18 protein-coding genes are annotated in these 15,721 nt (G+C 70.2%); 10 read left to right on the forward strand and 8 right to left on the reverse strand.

Features of this window, described 5'->3' with window-relative positions; all coding sequences use genetic code 11:
- The first annotated feature begins 66 nt into the window (after positions 1-66).
- The 7 genes from ACFQ58_RS01835 to pknB all read left to right on the forward strand — a co-directional run bounded on the left by ACFQ58_RS01835 (position 67) and on the right by pknB (position 8,846).
- Positions 67-816 (forward strand): FhaA domain-containing protein, encoded by a 750-nt coding sequence (locus tag ACFQ58_RS01835; protein ID WP_376948960.1) that lies wholly within the window; start codon positions 67-69, stop codon positions 814-816.
- The gene (locus ACFQ58_RS01840) at positions 813-1,364 is read left to right on the forward strand and encodes an FHA domain-containing protein (RefSeq protein ID WP_376948962.1); all 552 of its coding nucleotides are present in this window, start codon (positions 813-815) and stop codon (positions 1,362-1,364) included. Before ACFQ58_RS01835 ends, ACFQ58_RS01840 begins: the two co-directional genes overlap by 4 nt.
- Positions 1,365-1,367: 3 nt before the next feature.
- Positions 1,368-2,600, forward strand: coding sequence for a PP2C family protein-serine/threonine phosphatase (locus ACFQ58_RS01845; protein ID WP_376948964.1), 1,233 nt, complete (start codon positions 1,368-1,370; stop codon positions 2,598-2,600).
- A 61-nt stretch (positions 2,601-2,661) separates the two neighbouring features.
- Entirely contained in the window at positions 2,662-3,993 is a 1,332-nt protein-coding gene (locus tag ACFQ58_RS01850) for an FtsW/RodA/SpoVE family cell cycle protein (protein ID WP_376950319.1), read from the forward strand.
- On the forward strand, positions 3,990-5,444 hold the full coding sequence (locus tag ACFQ58_RS01855) for a peptidoglycan D,D-transpeptidase FtsI family protein (RefSeq protein WP_376948966.1): 1,455 nt from the start codon (positions 3,990-3,992) through the stop codon (positions 5,442-5,444). The genes ACFQ58_RS01850 and ACFQ58_RS01855 overlap by 4 nt, the downstream gene beginning before the upstream one ends.
- Positions 5,441-7,117 carry a serine/threonine-protein kinase gene (locus ACFQ58_RS01860; RefSeq protein WP_376948968.1) on the forward strand — a complete coding sequence of 559 codons (1,677 nt, stop codon included), beginning with the start codon at positions 5,441-5,443 and terminating at the stop codon, positions 7,115-7,117. Before ACFQ58_RS01855 ends, ACFQ58_RS01860 begins: the two co-directional genes overlap by 4 nt.
- A 52-nt stretch (positions 7,118-7,169) precedes the next feature.
- Positions 7,170-8,846: a Stk1 family PASTA domain-containing Ser/Thr kinase gene (pknB, locus tag ACFQ58_RS01865; protein ID WP_376950320.1), complete on the forward strand. Its 1,677-nt coding sequence runs from the start codon at positions 7,170-7,172 to the stop codon at positions 8,844-8,846.
- A gap of 52 nt (positions 8,847-8,898) precedes the next feature.
- Here the strand turns inward: pknB and ACFQ58_RS01870 are convergent, their stop codons facing one another.
- From ACFQ58_RS01870 to ACFQ58_RS01880, 3 genes are read right to left on the reverse strand one after another with little or no spacing between them, the layout of a single operon-like run.
- Positions 8,899-9,537 carry an anthranilate synthase component II gene (locus tag ACFQ58_RS01870; RefSeq protein ID WP_376948970.1) on the reverse strand — a complete coding sequence of 213 codons (639 nt, stop codon included), beginning with the start codon at positions 9,535-9,537 and terminating at the stop codon, positions 8,899-8,901.
- Entirely contained in the window at positions 9,534-9,692 is a 159-nt protein-coding gene (locus ACFQ58_RS01875; RefSeq protein WP_376948972.1) for a hypothetical protein, read from the reverse strand. The genes ACFQ58_RS01870 and ACFQ58_RS01875 overlap by 4 nt, the downstream gene beginning before the upstream one ends.
- A 1-nt stretch (position 9,693) precedes the next feature.
- Positions 9,694-10,374: a class E sortase gene (locus tag ACFQ58_RS01880; RefSeq protein WP_376948974.1), complete on the reverse strand. Its 681-nt coding sequence runs from the start codon at positions 10,372-10,374 to the stop codon at positions 9,694-9,696.
- A gap of 92 nt (positions 10,375-10,466) precedes the next feature.
- Between ACFQ58_RS01880 and ACFQ58_RS01885 the strand changes: the two genes are divergently transcribed.
- Positions 10,467-10,706 (forward strand): cell division protein CrgA, encoded by a 240-nt coding sequence (locus tag ACFQ58_RS01885; protein ID WP_376948976.1) that lies wholly within the window; start codon positions 10,467-10,469, stop codon positions 10,704-10,706.
- Positions 10,707-10,908: 202 nt separating this feature from the next.
- Here ACFQ58_RS01885 and ACFQ58_RS01890 read toward each other — a convergent pair whose 3' ends face one another.
- Both ACFQ58_RS01890 and ACFQ58_RS01895 read right to left on the reverse strand, forming a co-directional pair.
- Entirely contained in the window at positions 10,909-11,772 is an 864-nt protein-coding gene (locus ACFQ58_RS01890; protein ID WP_376948978.1) for a rhomboid family intramembrane serine protease, read from the reverse strand.
- Between the two features lie 10 nt (positions 11,773-11,782).
- Complete coding sequence (locus ACFQ58_RS01895) at positions 11,783-12,322, reverse strand: peptidylprolyl isomerase (RefSeq protein WP_376948980.1); 540 nt, start codon at positions 12,320-12,322, stop codon at positions 11,783-11,785.
- Positions 12,323-12,443: 121 nt separating this feature from the next.
- On the opposite strand from ACFQ58_RS01895, the gene ACFQ58_RS01900 reads away from it, so the two are divergent.
- Together ACFQ58_RS01900 and ACFQ58_RS01905 are read left to right on the forward strand one after the other, a co-directional pair.
- On the forward strand, positions 12,444-12,983 hold the full coding sequence (locus tag ACFQ58_RS01900; protein WP_376948982.1) for a hypothetical protein: 540 nt from the start codon (positions 12,444-12,446) through the stop codon (positions 12,981-12,983).
- Between the two features lie 551 nt (positions 12,984-13,534).
- A complete protein-coding gene (locus tag ACFQ58_RS01905; RefSeq protein WP_376948984.1) occupies positions 13,535-13,780 on the forward strand; it encodes a hypothetical protein in 246 nt (81 codons plus the stop codon).
- 124 nt (positions 13,781-13,904) lie between these two features.
- Here ACFQ58_RS01905 and ACFQ58_RS01910 read toward each other — a convergent pair whose 3' ends face one another.
- The 3 genes from ACFQ58_RS01910 to ACFQ58_RS01920 are packed head-to-tail and all read right to left on the reverse strand — an operon-like array spanning position 13,905 to position 15,696.
- Entirely contained in the window at positions 13,905-14,348 is a 444-nt protein-coding gene (locus ACFQ58_RS01910; RefSeq protein ID WP_376948985.1) for an NUDIX hydrolase, read from the reverse strand.
- Between the two features lie 38 nt (positions 14,349-14,386).
- A complete protein-coding gene (locus ACFQ58_RS01915; RefSeq protein WP_376948987.1) occupies positions 14,387-15,172 on the reverse strand; it encodes a hypothetical protein in 786 nt (261 codons plus the stop codon).
- 5 nt (positions 15,173-15,177) lie between these two features.
- A complete protein-coding gene (locus tag ACFQ58_RS01920; RefSeq protein ID WP_376948989.1) occupies positions 15,178-15,696 on the reverse strand; it encodes a tetratricopeptide repeat protein in 519 nt (172 codons plus the stop codon).
- Between the last annotated feature and the right edge of the window lie 25 nt (positions 15,697-15,721).

The following is a 15,721-nucleotide window of genomic DNA, read 5'->3' on the forward strand; positions in this document are numbered from 1 at the left end:
TTCCGGGCGGGTTCGCATCGGCTGCGGCTAGCATGTCAGTCGAATCACGGACCGGACGGGAGACCTGTGGGCCTACTGGACAACTTCGAGAAGGGTCTCGAACGCGCCGTCAACGGTGCCTTCGCGAAGACCTTCCGCTCGGGGCTGCAGCCCGTCGAGATCACCGCCGCCCTCAAGCGCGAGATCGACACGAAGGCCGCCGTGGTGTCCCGCGACCGCGTGCTCGTCCCCAACAAGTTCACCGTGCGCATGTCGCCCGCCGACCACCAGCGGATGTCGTCCCTCGGGCCCGCGCTCATCGACGAGCTCGTCGACCTCGTGCAGAAGCACGCGGCGAGCCAGCGATTCCAGTTCGCCGGGGGCATCACGATCGCCCTCCAGCCTGATCCCGGCCTCTCCGAGGGCATGGTGCAGGTCGATTCGCAGAACGTGAAGGGCCGCGTCGCGTGGACCCCCGTGCTCGACGTCGACGGCCGCCGGTACCCGATCCTCAAGGGCCGCACCGTCATCGGCCGCGGCAGCGAGGCCGACGTCACGCTCGACGACTCCGGCGCCTCGCGCCGTCACGCCGAGGTGCAATGGGACGGCTCCCGCGCCCGCGTGCGCGACCTCGGCTCGACGAACGGCACGCAGGTGAACGGCGCCCTGGTGAAGGAGGCCGTCCTCGAGCCCGATTCGGTGATCACCATCGGCCGCTCGCGTATCGTGTTCCGCGTGCTCGCCCAAGCCGATCCGTCCGACACCGCCGCCGGACGACGCGTCGACCCCTCCGCCTCGCGCGATGACGCGGGCGGCTTCTGGGGGCCGGCGCGATGAGTGAACTGACGCTCCTGGTCCTCCAACTCGCCTTCCTCCTGCTGCTCTGGGTCTTCGTGTTCGCCATCGTCTACGCCCTGCGCAGCGACCTGTTCGGCCAGCGCGTCCGGAAGCTGCAGCCTGAAGCCGCCGCGGCCGCACCCGCACCGGTGCACGCGGGCGCGCCGCGTGTCTCCGGGGGCGACGTCCCCACCGCGGCGGTCGCGCGACCCGCGCCCGGGGCGCCGTCCGGCGGTGGTGGCGACGCGACGGCCGAGAACGCCTCGCGTCTCGTCATCACCTCCGGATCCAAGGCCGGCGCCGAGTTCCCGCTGGGACGCGATGAGATCACCATCGGCCGGTCGAGCGACTCGGCGATCATCATCCGCGACGACTACACGTCCACCCACCACGCCCGCCTGATGCTGTGGAACGGCCGCTGGATGATCCAGGACCTCGACTCCACCAACGGCACGTTCCTCAACGGCTCCCGAGTCACCGTGCCCACGCCCATCCCGCTCGGAGCCACCGTCAAGGTCGGAGCGACGACGTTCGAGCTGCGGCGGTAGCCGATGGCGACCGTCAAGGCGAGCGCTGCCGTCTCGCACGTCGGCCGGGTCCGCTCCAACAACCAGGACTCGGGCTACGCGGGTCGGCGACTGTTCCTGGTGGCCGACGGCATGGGCGGCCACGCCGGCGGCGACGTCGCGAGCGCGATCGCGACCAAGCGCATCGCCGAGGCCGACGCCGACTACGACGATTCGCAGGCCGCCGGCGTCGCGCTCGAGCAGGCGCTCCTCGCCGCCAACCGCAACCTCGCCGAGACGGTCGCCGACCACTCCGAGCTCACCGGCATGGGCACGACGGTCAGCGCCATGCTCGTGCAGGACGAGCGGGTCGTCATCTCCCACATCGGGGACTCGCGCGTGTACCTGCTTCGCTCCGGCGAGCTCAGCCAGGTCTCGACCGACCACACGTTCGTGCAGCGACTCGTCGACGCGGGCCGTATCACCGCCGAGGAGGCGATGGTGCACCCGCGGCGCTCCGTGCTCATGCGGGTGCTCGGCGACGTCGAGGCGTCACCCGAGATCGACACGCTGGTCATCGACACCCGTCCGGGCGATCGCTGGATGCTGTGCTCCGACGGACTCTCGGGCGTGGTCCCGTTCGACGAGCTGCACGACATGCTCGCCTCCGACGCCGCGGCGAAGCAGGTCGCCGACCGCCTGGTGAAGGCATCGCTCGACGGCGGCGCGCCCGACAACGTCACCGTCGTCGTGGTCGACATCGGCGACCCGGCCGCCCCCGAGACTCCTCCGCTCGTCGTCGGATCGGCCGCCGCCCCGCTGGCCTTCGGAACGGCGTCCGAACCGGCGCGTCGTCCGGGCATCCGGCTCACGCCGTTCCGGCCGCACCCCGTGCAGGAGACGCACTTCGAGCCCGACTCCGCCGAGTACTTCGACGAGCTCATCGAGGAGGACGAGCGCCGCCGCCGACGGCGGCGCATCGTGTGGGGGCTCTGGATCGTCCTCCTGGTGGGCGCCATCGTCGCCGCGTTCGTCGTCGGATACCAGTGGACGCAGACCCGGTACTACGTGGGCGAGTACAACGGCCGCGTCGCCGTGTACCAGGGCATCCAGCAGGACCTCGGTCCGCTCTCGCTGCACCACCTCCACTCGGAGACGAGCGTCGACATGGCCGACCTCCGCGCGTACGACCAGCAGCGCGTCGAGCAGACGATCAGCGCGGGTTCCCTCGAGGAGGCGCGCAGGATCGTGTCGCGATTGGAGGAGTCCGTTGACTGACCGCGCAACGGCCCGCCCCGCCGACGGCGCGCCGCCGACGGCGGGAGTCCGCCGCATCCGCATGCCCCAGAAGCTGCGCAACCTCGAGTTCGGCCTGCTCGTCGTCGCGTGCGTGATCAACGCCGGCGCGATCGTGCTCGTCCAGCTCGGTGCGCTCGGCCGCGTCGACACCCAGCTGGTGCTGCTCGGCGCCGGCCTCTCGGCGCTCGTGTTCGGACTGCACATCGCCATGCGCTTCGTGGCCCGCGACGCCGACCCGTTCCTGCTGCCCATCGCGACCGTGCTCAACGGCCTCGGCATCGCGATGATCTACCGCATCGACATCGCCTTCGGCGACACGGGCTGGGAGAGCGCCGCCGTACGCCAGATCGTGTGGAGCGTCATCGCGATCGTCGCCGGCCTCGCCACGATCCTGCTCATCCGCAATCACCGGGTGCTCTTCCGCTACACGTACCTGTCGGGCCTGATCGCGATCGTGCTGCTGCTGCTGCCGCTCGTGCCGGGCCTCGGACGCCAGGTGAGCGGCGCGCGGGTCTGGATCGGCATCGGCGATGTCGCGACCTTCCAGCCCGGTGAGATCGCCAAGATCGCCCTGGCCGTCTTCTTCGCCGGCTACCTCGTCCGGAACCGCGACTCGCTGTCGATGGTCGGGCGCACGTTCCTCGGCATGCGATTCCCCCGCGGGCGCGACCTCGGCCCGCTGCTCGTGGTCTGGGCGCTCTCGATGGCGGTGATCGTCTTCCAGCGCGACCTCGGCACCGCGCTGCTCTACTTCGGCCTGTTCCTGGTCATGCTCTACGTGGCCACGAGCCGGCTGTCGTGGGTCGTGCTCGGCGTCAGCCTGTTCCTGGCGGGCGCCCTCATCGCGAGCCAGACCCTCGACTACGTCAACGGCCGCTTCCGCAACTGGCTCGACGCCTTCAACCCCGAGGTCTACGAAGCGAGCGGCGGCTCGTACCAGCTCGTCCAGGGCCTGTTCGGCCTGGCCAACGGCGGGCTCATCGGCACGGGGCTCGGACAGGGTCGGCCCGACCTCACGCCGGTGCCGCAGAGCGACTACATCATCGCGAGCCTGGGCGAGGAACTCGGCCTCGCCGGCGTCTTCGCCATCCTCGCGCTCTACGTCCTGTTCGTCGCCCGCGGCTTCCGCATCGGATTCGCCGGCCAGGACGACTTCGGCAAGCTCCTCGGCGTGGGCCTCGCGTTCGTCGTCGCGCTGCAGGTGTTCATCGTCGTCGGAGGCGTGACCCGGGTCATCCCGCTCACCGGCCTGACGACCCCGTTCCTCGCGGCGGGCGGGTCGTCGCTCGTCGCGAACTGGATCATCGTCGCGCTGCTGCTCCGGCTGTCCGACACGGTCCGCAACCATCCGAGGCTGGTGATCGACGGATGAACCGCGAGCTCAAGCGGGTGACGATCGTCGCCCTCCTCATGTTCCTCACGCTCTTCGTCGCGTCGACGGTGATCCAGTACGTGCAGGCCTCCAACCTCGCATCCGATCCGCGCAACGCCCGCACGCTCTACCAGAGCTACTCCGTGGAGCGCGGACCCATCCTCGTCGCCGGGGACCCGATCGCGTTCTCCGAGCCGAGCGACGACGACTACAAGTTCCAGCGCGTGTACTCGAACGGCCCGCTGTACGCCCCGGTCACCGGGTTCATCCCGGTCAACGGAGAGGCGACCGGACTCGAGCAGTCGCTCAACGCCGAGCTCAGCGGTCGCTCCGAGTCGCAGTTCTTCGACTCGCTCAACCGCCTGATCTCCGGGCAGGACCCGATGGGCGCGTCGGTGGAGGTCGCGATCGACCCCGTCGCGCAGCAGGCGGCGTGGGACGCGCTCGGCGACTACCAGGGCGCGGTCATCGTGACGGAGCCCGCGACCGGGCGGATCATCGCCATGGTCACGAAGCCCACCTACGACCCCAACACGCTGGCGGTGCACAACGGCACGCAGGTGCAGGAGACCTACGACGCGCTCCTCGCGGATCCCCTGGACCCGCTGTTCAACCGCGCGACGGGTGGCGACATGAACCCGCCCGGATCGGTCTTCAAGCTGGTCATGACGGCGGCGGCGCTGGAGTCGGGTCAGTACACGCCCGACTCCACGTTCCCGAACCCGGCCGAGTTCACGCTTCCCGGGACCAGTTCCGTCGTCCGCAACTCCAGCGGCGGCACCTGCGGCGGCGGTTCCGAGGTCACGCTCGCCACCGCGCTGCGGCTCTCCTGCAACATCCCGTTCGCCGAGCTCGCGCTCGAGCTCGGCGACGACGCGATCCGGGCGCAGGCCGAGAAGTTCGGGTTCAACTCGAACTTCACGACGCCCAACCCGACGGAGACGAGCACCTACCCGGCCGCGCCCGACGAGCCGCAGACCGCGCTCACCGGCTTCGGCCAGGGCGAGGTGCGGGCGACGCCGCTGCAGATGGCGATGGTGTCGGCCGCGATCGCCAACGGCGGCATCGTGATGAACCCCGAGCTGGTCGACTCGATCACCGCGCCCGACTTCCGCCCCATCCAGGAGTTCCAGGCGACGGAGTTCGGTCGCGCGATCAGCGAGGAGACGGCCAGGACGATGACCGAGATGATGGTGAACGGCGTCGAGAACGGCGCCGCGAGTAATGCAAGAATAGACGGCGTCAGCGTGGCCGGTAAGACGGGTACAGCGGAGAACGGCGAGGATGACCCCTATACCTTGTGGTTCACCGGTTTTGCCCCCGCCGACGACCCCCAGTATGCGATCACGGTGCTCGTGGAAGACGGCGGGGGACTTGGTCAGGAGGGGTTCGGCAATGGAATCGCCGCGCCCGTGGCGAAAGAGGTACTAGAGGCGGTGCTGAACAAATGAGACCGAGCGCTGGGCTCACCTTCGGAGGACGCTACGAGCTGTCCTCCCGGATCGCCATCGGCGGGATGGGCGAGGTCTGGCAGGCCACCGACCTCGTCATCGGCCGCCAGGTCGCGATCAAGATCCTGAAGGACGAGTACCTCGGCGACCCGGGCTTCCTCGAGCGGTTCCGCGCCGAGGCCCGCCACGCCGCCCTCGTCAACCACGAGGGCATCGCCAACGTCTTCGACTACGGCGAGGAGGAGGGCAGCGCCTACCTCGTGATGGAGCTGGTGCCGGGCGAGGCGCTCTCCACCATCCTCGAGCGCGAGCACGTGCTGTCCACCGACAAGGTGCTCGACATCGTCGCCCAGACCGCGAGCGCGCTCCAGGCGGCTCACGCCGCCGGTCTCGTGCACCGCGACATCAAGCCGGGCAACCTCCTCATCACGCCCGACGGCCGCGTCAAGATCACCGACTTCGGCATCGCGCGCATCGCCGACCAGGTGCCGCTGACCGCGACCGGCCAGGTGATGGGCACGGTCCAGTACCTCTCGCCCGAGCAGGCGTCGGGTCATCCCGCTTCTCCCACGACCGACATCTACTCGCTCGGCATCGTCGCGTACGAGTGCCTCGCAGGCCGACGCCCGTTCACGGGCGAGTCGCAGGTCGCGATCGCAATGGCGCAGATCAACGAGACGCCGCCCGACCTGCCGGTCACCGTGAGCGAGCCGGTGCGCAACCTCGTCTACGCCTGCATCGCGAAGAACCCCGCCGACCGTCCGCAGACGGCCGCCCACCTCGCGCGGGCCGCCAACGCCCTCCGCCGCGGTGACGTCCGCGGCGCGGCCGCGGCGGTGCCGGCGGTCCTGGGTGCCGCGGCGGGCGCCACGGCGGCGACCGCGCTGCTTCCCCAGCAGGGTGCGAACACCGCAGCCACGACCGTGCTGCCTGCCGGCGCCGCGACGATGACCGAGACCGAGGAGGAGACCGAGGAGCCGCAGAAGAAGCGGAGTCCGTGGACGTGGCCGCTCATCGTGCTCATCGCCCTGCTCGCGCTCGTGCTCATCGGCACGCTCATCGCGCTCGCCATCAACAGCGGCGAGGAGCCCGATCCCACGCAGACCACGACCCGGACGACGACGAGCGCGCCGCCTCCCACGACAACCACGCCGCCGCCTCCGCCGACGAGCGAGGCTCCGCAGACCGTGGTGGTCGACCGAGCCGACTACATCGGGCGCAACGTCGATGAGGTTCGCGGCGAGCTCGAACAGCTCGGCTTCGCGGTCACGACCCAGGAGGGCCCGCCCGCGGACACGGGCCCCCAGGCCAACACGGTGTCCGACGTCAATCCGAGCGGCACGCTCACGGTCGGGTCCGCGATCACGGTGACCTTCCTCACCGCCCCCGCGACTCCGGATGCCCCGAGCAGCCCTCCGACCGTCGACCCGGCCGATCCCGAACCGGGCGCGGCCGTGAACGTGAGCTGGCCGGCGGCGTCATGCCCTTCCGGACAGAGCTTCAGCAACTACCAGGTCTCGGTCGACGGCGCTACTACCGAGGTCAACGGCACGAGCTTCCAGTTCAACGCATCGCAGACGCCCGGTACGACGCAGCAGGTGTCGTACCTCTACACCTGCAGCGGAGGCTCATCGGCGTCGTCGCCGCCCGCGACGGTCACCGTCGCGGGCTGAACCGCACCACAGGCCCAACACGAACGGAGGCACCGTGAACGATGACGGACGCATGCTCGCGGGCCGGTACCGCGTTGGCGCCCTCATCGGTCGCGGCGGCATGTCCGATGTCCATGCCGGAACCGACATGCGACTGGGCCGGCAGGTCGCCATCAAGCTCCTCAAGCCGCAGCTGGCGACCGATCCGGCGTTCCGGATGCGCTTCCGTCAAGAGGCGCAGTCGGCAGCACGGATGGCGCACCCCACCATCGTGCGCGTCTTCGACGCGGGCGAGGAGACCGTCCGCGACGACTCCGGTCACGAGGTGCAGCTGCCCTTCATCGTGATGGAGTTCGTCGAGGGCCGCCTCCTCAAGGACATCATCCACGAGGGTCCGCTCGACCCGATCGCCGCCGCCCGCGTCATCGACGGCGTGCTCACCGCCCTGGAGTACTCCCATCGGGCGGGTGTCGTGCACCGCGACATCAAGCCCGGCAACATCATGATCACGACCGCGGGCCAGGTGAAGGTCATGGACTTCGGCATCGCCCGTGCCGTGTCCGACTCCGCCACGACCGTGGCCCAGACTACGGCGATCCTCGGCACGGCGTCCTACTTCTCACCCGAGCAGGCCAAGGGCGAGACGGTCGATGCGCGAACCGACCTCTACAGCACCGGGGTGGTGCTGTTCGAGATGCTCACCGGGCGCCCGCCGTTCCGCGGCGACACCCCGGTCGCCGTCGCCTACCAGCACGTCAGCGAACGGCCGGTGAAGCCGAGCGTGATCAATCCGAAGGTGTCGCCCGCACTCGACTCCGTGGTCATGCACGCGCTCGCGAAGGACCGGAACGTGCGGTACCAGACGGCGGCGGAGTTCCGCGCCGACGTCGAGGCTGCGGCATCCGGCCGGGTGCCCCAGCAGCGCAAGGTCGACGAGACGGCCATGTTCTTCGGTACGCAGACCGGTTCGCTGTCGACGTCCGAGCTCGCCCTCCGGCAGCTCACCGAAGACGACACGATGACCCGCACGCAGCGCCGCCCGCCGGCCATCTGGATCTGGTCGGGCATCATCGCGGTCGTCGTCATCGTGGTCGCGGTGATGTACTGGGCCTTCAACCTGCAGCCCGCCGACGACCTGCCGTCGAACGCGCGCGAGGTGCCGGTGCTCACGGGCTTCACGTGGGAGGAGGCCGCGAACGAACTGCAATCGCTCACGCTGCCCGCCACCAAGCTCGAAGAGACGAGCGACACGGTCGCTGCCGGCGAGGTCATCCGGACCGAGCCGGCGGCGGGCGAGATCGTCGACACCGGAACCCCGGTGAACGTGATCGTGTCGACCGGGCGTGAGGCGGTCACGGTCCCGAACGTCGTCAACAAGCCGATCGACCAGGCCAAGGCCGACCTCCAGGCGGCCGGGCTCGTCGCCGGTTCCGAGACGCGAGAGAACTCGCCGACGGTCGCCGAGGGCATCGTGCTCGGGACCGATCCCGAGGGCGGCGACTCGATCGGGACCGGCGGGACGGTCAACTTCCGGATCTCGAGCGGCCTGGTGACGCTGCCCGACCTCACGGGCCAGTCGCTCCAGGCGGCGTCCTCGTACCTCGGCACCTCGACGCTGCAGCTGAGCCCGGTACCCGTGCCCGACGGCAGTTGCCCGTCGCAGCCGGGTTCGCCCGTGGTGCGGCAGTCGCTGCCGCCCGGTGACGTCCCGCAGAAGTCGCAGGTCGAGCTCGTCTACTGCGCCGGGTGATCCGGCCGCGGTCGCGCCGCTCGGCTCCGCCCGGCCGCCCCGGGCCCCGCGTTCAGCTCGCGCGGACCAGCGGGTTGAGGGTACGCGCGCGCTCGCGCGCCTCGGGCAGCCCCGTGACGGCCAGCCAGTTGCCGAGCATGCGGTAGCCGCCCTCGGTCAGCACCGACTCGGGATGGAACTGCACGCCGAAGATTGGGGCGGTCTCGTGGCGCAGGCCCATGATCACGCCCCCCTGGGTTCGGCTCGTGACGAGGAGCTCGTCGGGCACGGTCCCGTCGACGACCGCGAGGGAGTGGTATCGCGTCGCAGTGAACGGCTGCGGCACGCCGTCGTAGAACGCGCTGTCGTCGTGCGCGATGCGCGAGGTCTTGCCGTGCATGAGTTCCTCGGCGTTCGTGACGGTCGCGCCGAACGCCTCGGCGATCGCCTGGTGGCCGAGGCAGACGCCGAGCAGCGGCTGGCCCGACCGGAGCGCGGCCTCGACGACGGGGATCGAGACGCCCGCGTCTGCCGGCTTGCCCGGGCCGGGCGAGATGAGCACCCCGTCGTACTGCGCGATGCGGTCGGCGACCTCTTCAACCGGGATGTCGTCGTTGCGGACGACGTCGGTCTCGGCGCCGAGCTCCTGCAGGTAGCCGTTCAGCGTGTAGACGAAGCTGTCGTAGTTGTCGATGACGAGGATCCGGGTCATTGCTCCACCGTGACGTCGATTGGGGTGATGAGGCCGTCGACCCAGGGGAAGACCCAGGTGACAAGGACGGCGACTAGGCCGGTGAATGCCACCAGCAGCAGGATGACGCGCAGCCGCGCCGGCCCGGGGAGGACCCGCCAGAGCGCACCGTACATGTCAATCCTCCCATGCCGCGACATCGGCGGCGATCTCGGCGGGTGGACCGGCCGCAGCGGGCTGCCACGATTCGAGCACCCCGTAGGCGATGATGCGCTCCGTCGTCGAGTACAGCGGATTGCAGCTCGTGAGCGTGATGATGCGGTCGGTCGGCTCGAGGCCGGGATGGTGCGGCACGGCGGCGAGCACCTCGGTGGCGAAGTTGCCCGTCTCACCGGGCATCTGCGTGCCCGGGTGGTGTCCGACGCCGAGGTCGTGGCTGTTGAGCACGTCGAGCCCGACGCCCTCGGCGATCGTGCGCTGCGAGTCGGCGCCGAAGCGCGGCACGTACATGACCGCGAACGCCTCGGCGTCGGCGTGATCGGTGTCGTCGACGACGGGATCGACGGGGGCGGCGCCTTCGGAGGGCACCGGCGACGGCGCCCTACGGCCGTCGGCCAGCCAGTCGAGCGAGCGATCGGATGCCGCAGCCGACTGCTGCGACGCCATGATCGCGTCGTTCCACCACAGCTTCCACCCGAGGTAGAGCGCGATGAGCGCGCCGGCGATCACCAGGAGCTCGCCGAGGACGCCGGCGATGCCGACCCGCCGGCGGCCCGACCGACCGTCGCGAGAGCGGCTCGCCCCGGCCCGCGTGGCGGCTTCGCGCGCGTGCGGCGCGTCGGGCTCCCCTCCGGGCATGTCCGAGAGTCTATGCGTGCCGTGCGGGTCGACCGCCGCGGTCCGAGGCACCCGTGCGAGCGTCCTCGGTTCGGTGGACTAGAATCTCCCGCATGGCACGCACGAGATCACCGAAGCCCGCACGCGCGGAGCAGCCGAGCGGCGAGGACACGCCGAACCCGGTCTGGTTCAAGCCCGTCATGTTCGGCTTCATGCTGCTGGGGCTCATCTGGATCATCCTGTTCTACGTCAGCCAGGGCGCGCTGCCCGTGGCGGCGCTCGGCTCCTGGAACATCCTGATCGGCTTCGGCATCGCCTTCGTGGGCTTCCTCATGACCACACGCTGGCGCTGAGTCGGCGGTACGAAGACGGGGCGGATGCTGCGGCATCCGCCCCGTCTTCTGTTCCCTGCACAGTGTTATCCACATCATCCACAGGGTTGTCCACATCATCCACACCCTGTGGAACCAGCAGATCCCCGGAATTCCGCACATCGTGCGAAATGACACGCGTGTAACTCTCCCCAACTGTGGACAGCGTTGTGGATAACCGGCTTCAGAACAGGGGGAAGAAGAAGTACCGCAGGCTGAGCACCAGCAGCAGTGCGATGAATCCGGCCAGCAGGATCACCTGGAGTGCGCGCTGGTCCCGCTTCCGCGTCTCGACGAAGATCAGGCCGACGACGGCTCCACCGATGAGCCCGCCTAGGTGAGCCTGCCACGAGATGTTGAAGCCGGGAATGAAGCCGATCACGAGGTTGATGCCCAGCAGGATGAGCAGCTGCGTCGCGTTGCCGCCCAACCGCCGCTGTATCACGAGGAAGGCGCCGAGCAGGCCGAAGATGGCGCCGGACGCGCCCACCACACCGGTACGCGGGTCGCCGAGCCACAGTACGCCGACCGATCCGGCCAGGCCTGAGATGAGGTACAGCGACAGGAAGCGCCAGCGTCCGAGCAGTCCCTCGAGGAGTTGACCGAAGATCCACAGCGTGTACATGTTGAGGAGCACGTGGAAGATGAGCCCGGTCGAGTGCACGAACACCGAGGTGAGCATGCGCCACGGCTCGAAGTTCCCGGGGATCGAGTACACGCCGGCGTAGAGGAGGCGATCGGTCACCGCGAGGCCGGGAATCAGCTGCAGCAGGTAGACGACGATGGTGATGCCGATGAGGGAATACGTGACCACCGGCGCGCCCCGCCCGGTCGCCGCACGGGCGCGCGTGATGATCGCGGGCTTCGTCCGCGGCGCCGAGGCGCGCTGCTCTCGCATGCACTCGGGGCAGATCACGCCGACGGGCGCCGGCGTCTGGCATTCACCGCAGATGGTGCGACCGCAGCGCTGGCACAGCACGAAGCTCTGCCGGTCGGGATGCCGGTAGCAGAAGTTCGAGCGCTCAGGCGCCGGCGCCGGGTCGCTCACCGGGGCGTTCTCAGCGCTGCTCGACGGTGATCTTCTCGATCACGACGTCGTCGAGCGGGCGGTCACGCCCGTCGGTCGGAACGGACGCGAGCTTGTCGACGACCGCCTGGCTCGCGGCTTCCGTCACCTTGCCGAAGATCGTGTGCTTGCCCTGCAGCCACGTGGTCGGGCCGACGGTGATGAAGAACTGCGACCCGTTGGTGCCGCGTCCGCCCTGGAGGCCGGCGTTCGCCATCGCGAGCACGTAGGGCTCGGAGAAGTCGAGCTCGGGGTGGATCTCGTCGTCGAACCGGTAGCCCGGTCCGCCGACGCCCTGCCCGAGCGGGTCGCCGCCCTGGATCATGAAGCCGGGGATGATGCGGTGGAAGACGACACCGTCGTACAGCGGGTCGGTGCTCGTCTGGCCGGTGCCCGGGTGGGTCCACTCGATCTCGCCCGTGGCGAGGCCGACGAAGTTCTGCACCGTCTTCGGTGCGTGATGGCCGTAGAGGTCGACCTTGATGTCGCCGTGGTTCGTGGTGATCGTCGCGACTGCGGTGGGATTCGGCATAGCGTCGATTCTCTCACGATGGGATTCGGCCCGAGGTATGCAACCCCCTGCACTCCCACCCCACTTCCAGCGGGTTCGGTGGCAGGATGGAGGAGTTCGCTGCACAACGATGGAGGTCGATATGAGCCTGTCACGCAAGCGCCGGAAGGAACTCAAGCGGCTGCGCAGCAGTGCAGGGGACCTGTGGGGGGACCAGCAGGACGTCCTGGACCAGGCGAGCAAGGTCGCACGTGAGGCGCGGCGGCAGCTCAATCTCCTGAGGGAGGAAGAGGTCATGCCGCGCATGCGGTCGGGCTACGAGAGCTACGTGCGCCCGAATGTCGACCGGGCGCGCGGTTTCGCCCGCGGCGCCGGCGACTCCGTCGAGCGCACGCTCGGCAGCGCCGTCGGTTCGCTGCTGTCGATCGGCGACATCGCCAACGACACGCGCGTCCGCCGCGCGCTCGAGCGCGTGTCGCCGCGGAGCGTCGTGGTCGAGAAGAAGGGCGCCGGCGTGGGCACCTACCTCGCCATCGGCGCCGGCATCGTCGCGGCGGCCGGCGTGGCCTACGCCGTCTGGCAGACGTTCCGCGCCGACGACGAGCTCTGGGTGGCCGACGACGAGCCGGCGACTCCGTCGTCGTCCGGATCGGCCAACGGCTCGCCGACTCCCGTCATCTGACCCACGGTCCTCGAAGGCCCCCGACCGCTGCGCGCGCCGGGGGCCTTCGCCGTCCCCGCGCGACGCCCGACTCAGGGCCTGCACTGAACTTCTCGATGATTGCGCATCGATGCTTGCGCGGGACGAACGGAACCCGCTAGGTTCATCTCTTGGCGCGCCGATCCGGCGCAGTCCTGAGCAACGAGAGGAGGCGAGACCCCGATGATGATGCCGCACATTCGTGATTCCATCCGTACGGAGGTCGCCTTCCTCGGCGCCCCCTTCGGCGCCTGCTGACGTCGCGCGCGCACGTGCGCTGACCACAGGCTCCGTTCCCGCCTGACGTAGCTCGCTCGCCTGTCGAGCCGGCCTCCGTCCCATCGGCGCCGCTCGGTGCGACCGCGTCCTGACGCGCTCCGAGTTCGCGCTCCCCTCCCACCGCCACCGCCCCAGGTCGTCGCCATCGCGACGACGGATGGCGCGTCGGCGCGTTCGGGATCAGGCAACGTCACCTCCGGCGCACGCGCCCGCGCGCCATCCGTTCGCACCACCCATCCAACGAAGGAACCATCGTGAACACCACACTCACCGCCACCCGTTCGACCTCGCAGCAGGCCGGGGCGATGCGCGCCGAGGCCGGCCGCCTCGGGGAGCGCCTCGCTCGCCGTACCGGCCTCGCGCTGCTCGCCTGGAGCCGCACGGCCGAGGCACGTCGCACCCGCGACGACCTCGCAGTCCGAGCCGAGCTGCAGCGCAGCGCGGACCGCCTGCGCGACGAGAACTTCACCACGCTCGCCCTGCGCGCCCGGACGCTCTGATCGTCATGTGCGCCGCAGGTGAGCCGATCGGAACGGCCCCGTCCAGTCCTCGGACGGGGCCGTTCCCATTCGCTCGCACGCGCCCATTCCATCGCTCACGCACGAGGGTCGAGGCGCGTCGCGATCAGTTCCTCGGCAGCATGCCGTCGGCCGGCTCGCGTTCGTTCATCCGCAAGGCGATGTCGAGCAGGCTCACACGGGTGAGCGAGCCCACCTCGTCGAGCGGGAACCAGCGCGCCTCATCGCTCGAACCGCCGACCTCGTTGCGCAGCTCGCCGCCGACCACCCGTGCGCGGTACACGACGCGCATCGCATAGAGCGGGGCGGTGCCGTGATGCCGCTTCGTCGCGGGGACGACCATGGTGTCGATGCCGAGGAGGCGTTCGATCTCGGCGTCGTATCCGGTCTCCTCGCGGATCTCGCGCCGAGCCGCGTCGAGCGGATGCTCCGGCAGCTCGATGCCGCCGCCCGGCAGCGTCCACGCCGACCGCCCGTGCTCGTTCCAGTGGGACAGCAGGATCGCGCCATCGCGGATGATGACCCCGTACGCGGCGATGCGGATGTCCATGCCGCCACTGTAGCCCGCGCCTCGTGGGGCGGGACGGGTCAACGCCGGCGCAGCTCGAGCAGCACGGTCTGGCCGTCGGAGCTGCGTCGCGCCCGTGGCGCCCATCCGCTCCGTCGTGCGAGGACGGCCGCGGGCCGGTACTGCCGGCGGTTCATCTCGATGAGTGCGACACCGTCGGGCGCGAGCCATCCGCCCAGCTCATCGATCAGCGCGCCGACGTACTCGAGGCCCTCGGGCCCGGCGAACAGCGCGGCCTCTGGTTCGTGCTCGAGCGCCTCGCGCGGCACGAGACGGTGCTCGGTGCTCGGGATGTACGGCGGGACGGCGGCCACGAGCGTGACCCGGCCGTGCAATGCAGTCGGCAGCCCGTCGAGGCCGTCGCTGACGTGCACGCCCGCCCCGGCGGGAAGGTTGCGTCGCGCATGCTCCAGCGCCGCGGGGTCGATATCGGCGACGTGGATCTCCGACTCCGTCACCGCCGCGGCGACGGAGGCCGCGAGCGGCGCGACGCCGCAGAACGGCTCGAGCACGACCGGCCGCTCCTGTTCGCGCGCCACCCGTACCGCCGCGCGAGCCAGCCTCAGCGTCCGCTGCCGGGGAACGAAGACCCCCGGCCCGACCGACAGGCGCATCGACCCGAACCGCACCCAGCCGACGACCTGTTCGAGGGGCTCCCCCGCCTCCCGGCGACGCACACGCCGCTCCAACTCGGCCGCGGAGACGCCGTCCTCGAGCAGGATCCCGGCCTCTTCCTCGGCGAACACGCATCCGGACGCCCTCAGGCGCGCGGCGATCGCGGCGATCGGGTCGGACGAATCGAGCACGACGGTCATTCCCCGGGCCGCCCGTCGGCGAGCCATCCAGCCAGGCCGCGAAGCCCTTCGGCCCACCGACCGAGGTCGGTGACCTGGGAGTGGTCGGTGACCACGGTGAGCAGCTCCGCGACCGCCGCGTCGGAAGCGCCGGCGTCCAGGAATGTCAGGGCCGAGAACACGCGCACCGCGTCCGAGTCCGGGAAGGCCCGACGGGCGTGCTCGAGCACGTCCCGGGAGGCCTCGAGCTCGCCCAGCCAGCGGAGCGTGCTCGCGTACTGGCACAGGCAGCGACGGAGCACGTCGCCCTCGAGGCCGAGCCCGAGGGCCTGCTCGTAGAGCGAGCGAGCGGTCGACTCCTCGCCCGCGGTGTCGTAGGCGCCGGCGAGCTCGTAGGTCAGCACCGCATTCCCGGGGTGCTGGGCCAGGAGATCTGCGAAGTAGGCGATCGTCGGCGCCATGTCGGAGCGGTCGCGGCGCTCGTACCCGATCCGGATCGCATCCTCGAGTTCAGGTGTCAGCGATCGAGACGGCATGACGACGACGCTACCAATCCCGCCC

It is taken from the genome of Agromyces sp. NPDC056523, from assembly GCF_042794545.1.
Lineage (GTDB): Bacteria > Actinomycetota > Actinomycetes > Actinomycetales > Microbacteriaceae > Agromyces.

Bases quoted from the DNA above. Each gene is read 5' to 3' on its own strand.
- ACFQ58_RS01840 (WP_376948962.1), top strand. From the start codon at position 813: ATGAGTGAACTGACGCTCCTGGTCCTCCAACTCGCCTTCCTCCTGCTG.
- ACFQ58_RS01845 (WP_376948964.1), top strand. From the start codon at position 1,368: ATGGCGACCGTCAAGGCGAGCGCTGCCGTCTCGCACGTCGGCCGGGTC.
- ACFQ58_RS01850 (WP_376950319.1), top strand. From the start codon at position 2,662: ATGCCCCAGAAGCTGCGCAACCTCGAGTTCGGCCTGCTCGTCGTCGCG.
- ACFQ58_RS01855 (WP_376948966.1), top strand. From the start codon at position 3,990: ATGAACCGCGAGCTCAAGCGGGTGACGATCGTCGCCCTCCTCATGTTC.
- ACFQ58_RS01860 (WP_376948968.1), top strand. From the start codon at position 5,441: ATGAGACCGAGCGCTGGGCTCACCTTCGGAGGACGCTACGAGCTGTCC.
- pknB (WP_376950320.1), top strand. From the start codon at position 7,170: ATGCTCGCGGGCCGGTACCGCGTTGGCGCCCTCATCGGTCGCGGCGGC.
- ACFQ58_RS01870 (WP_376948970.1), bottom strand. From the start codon at position 9,537: ATGACCCGGATCCTCGTCATCGACAACTACGACAGCTTCGTCTACACG.
- ACFQ58_RS01875 (WP_376948972.1), bottom strand. From the start codon at position 9,692: ATGTACGGTGCGCTCTGGCGGGTCCTCCCCGGGCCGGCGCGGCTGCGC.
- ACFQ58_RS01880 (WP_376948974.1), bottom strand. From the start codon at position 10,374: ATGCCCGGAGGGGAGCCCGACGCGCCGCACGCGCGCGAAGCCGCCACG.
- ACFQ58_RS01885 (WP_376948976.1), top strand. From the start codon at position 10,467: ATGGCACGCACGAGATCACCGAAGCCCGCACGCGCGGAGCAGCCGAGC.
- ACFQ58_RS01895 (WP_376948980.1), bottom strand. From the start codon at position 12,322: ATGCCGAATCCCACCGCAGTCGCGACGATCACCACGAACCACGGCGAC.
- ACFQ58_RS01900 (WP_376948982.1), top strand. From the start codon at position 12,444: ATGAGCCTGTCACGCAAGCGCCGGAAGGAACTCAAGCGGCTGCGCAGC.
- ACFQ58_RS01910 (WP_376948985.1), bottom strand. From the start codon at position 14,348: ATGGACATCCGCATCGCCGCGTACGGGGTCATCATCCGCGATGGCGCG.
- ACFQ58_RS01920 (WP_376948989.1), bottom strand. From the start codon at position 15,696: ATGCCGTCTCGATCGCTGACACCTGAACTCGAGGATGCGATCCGGATC.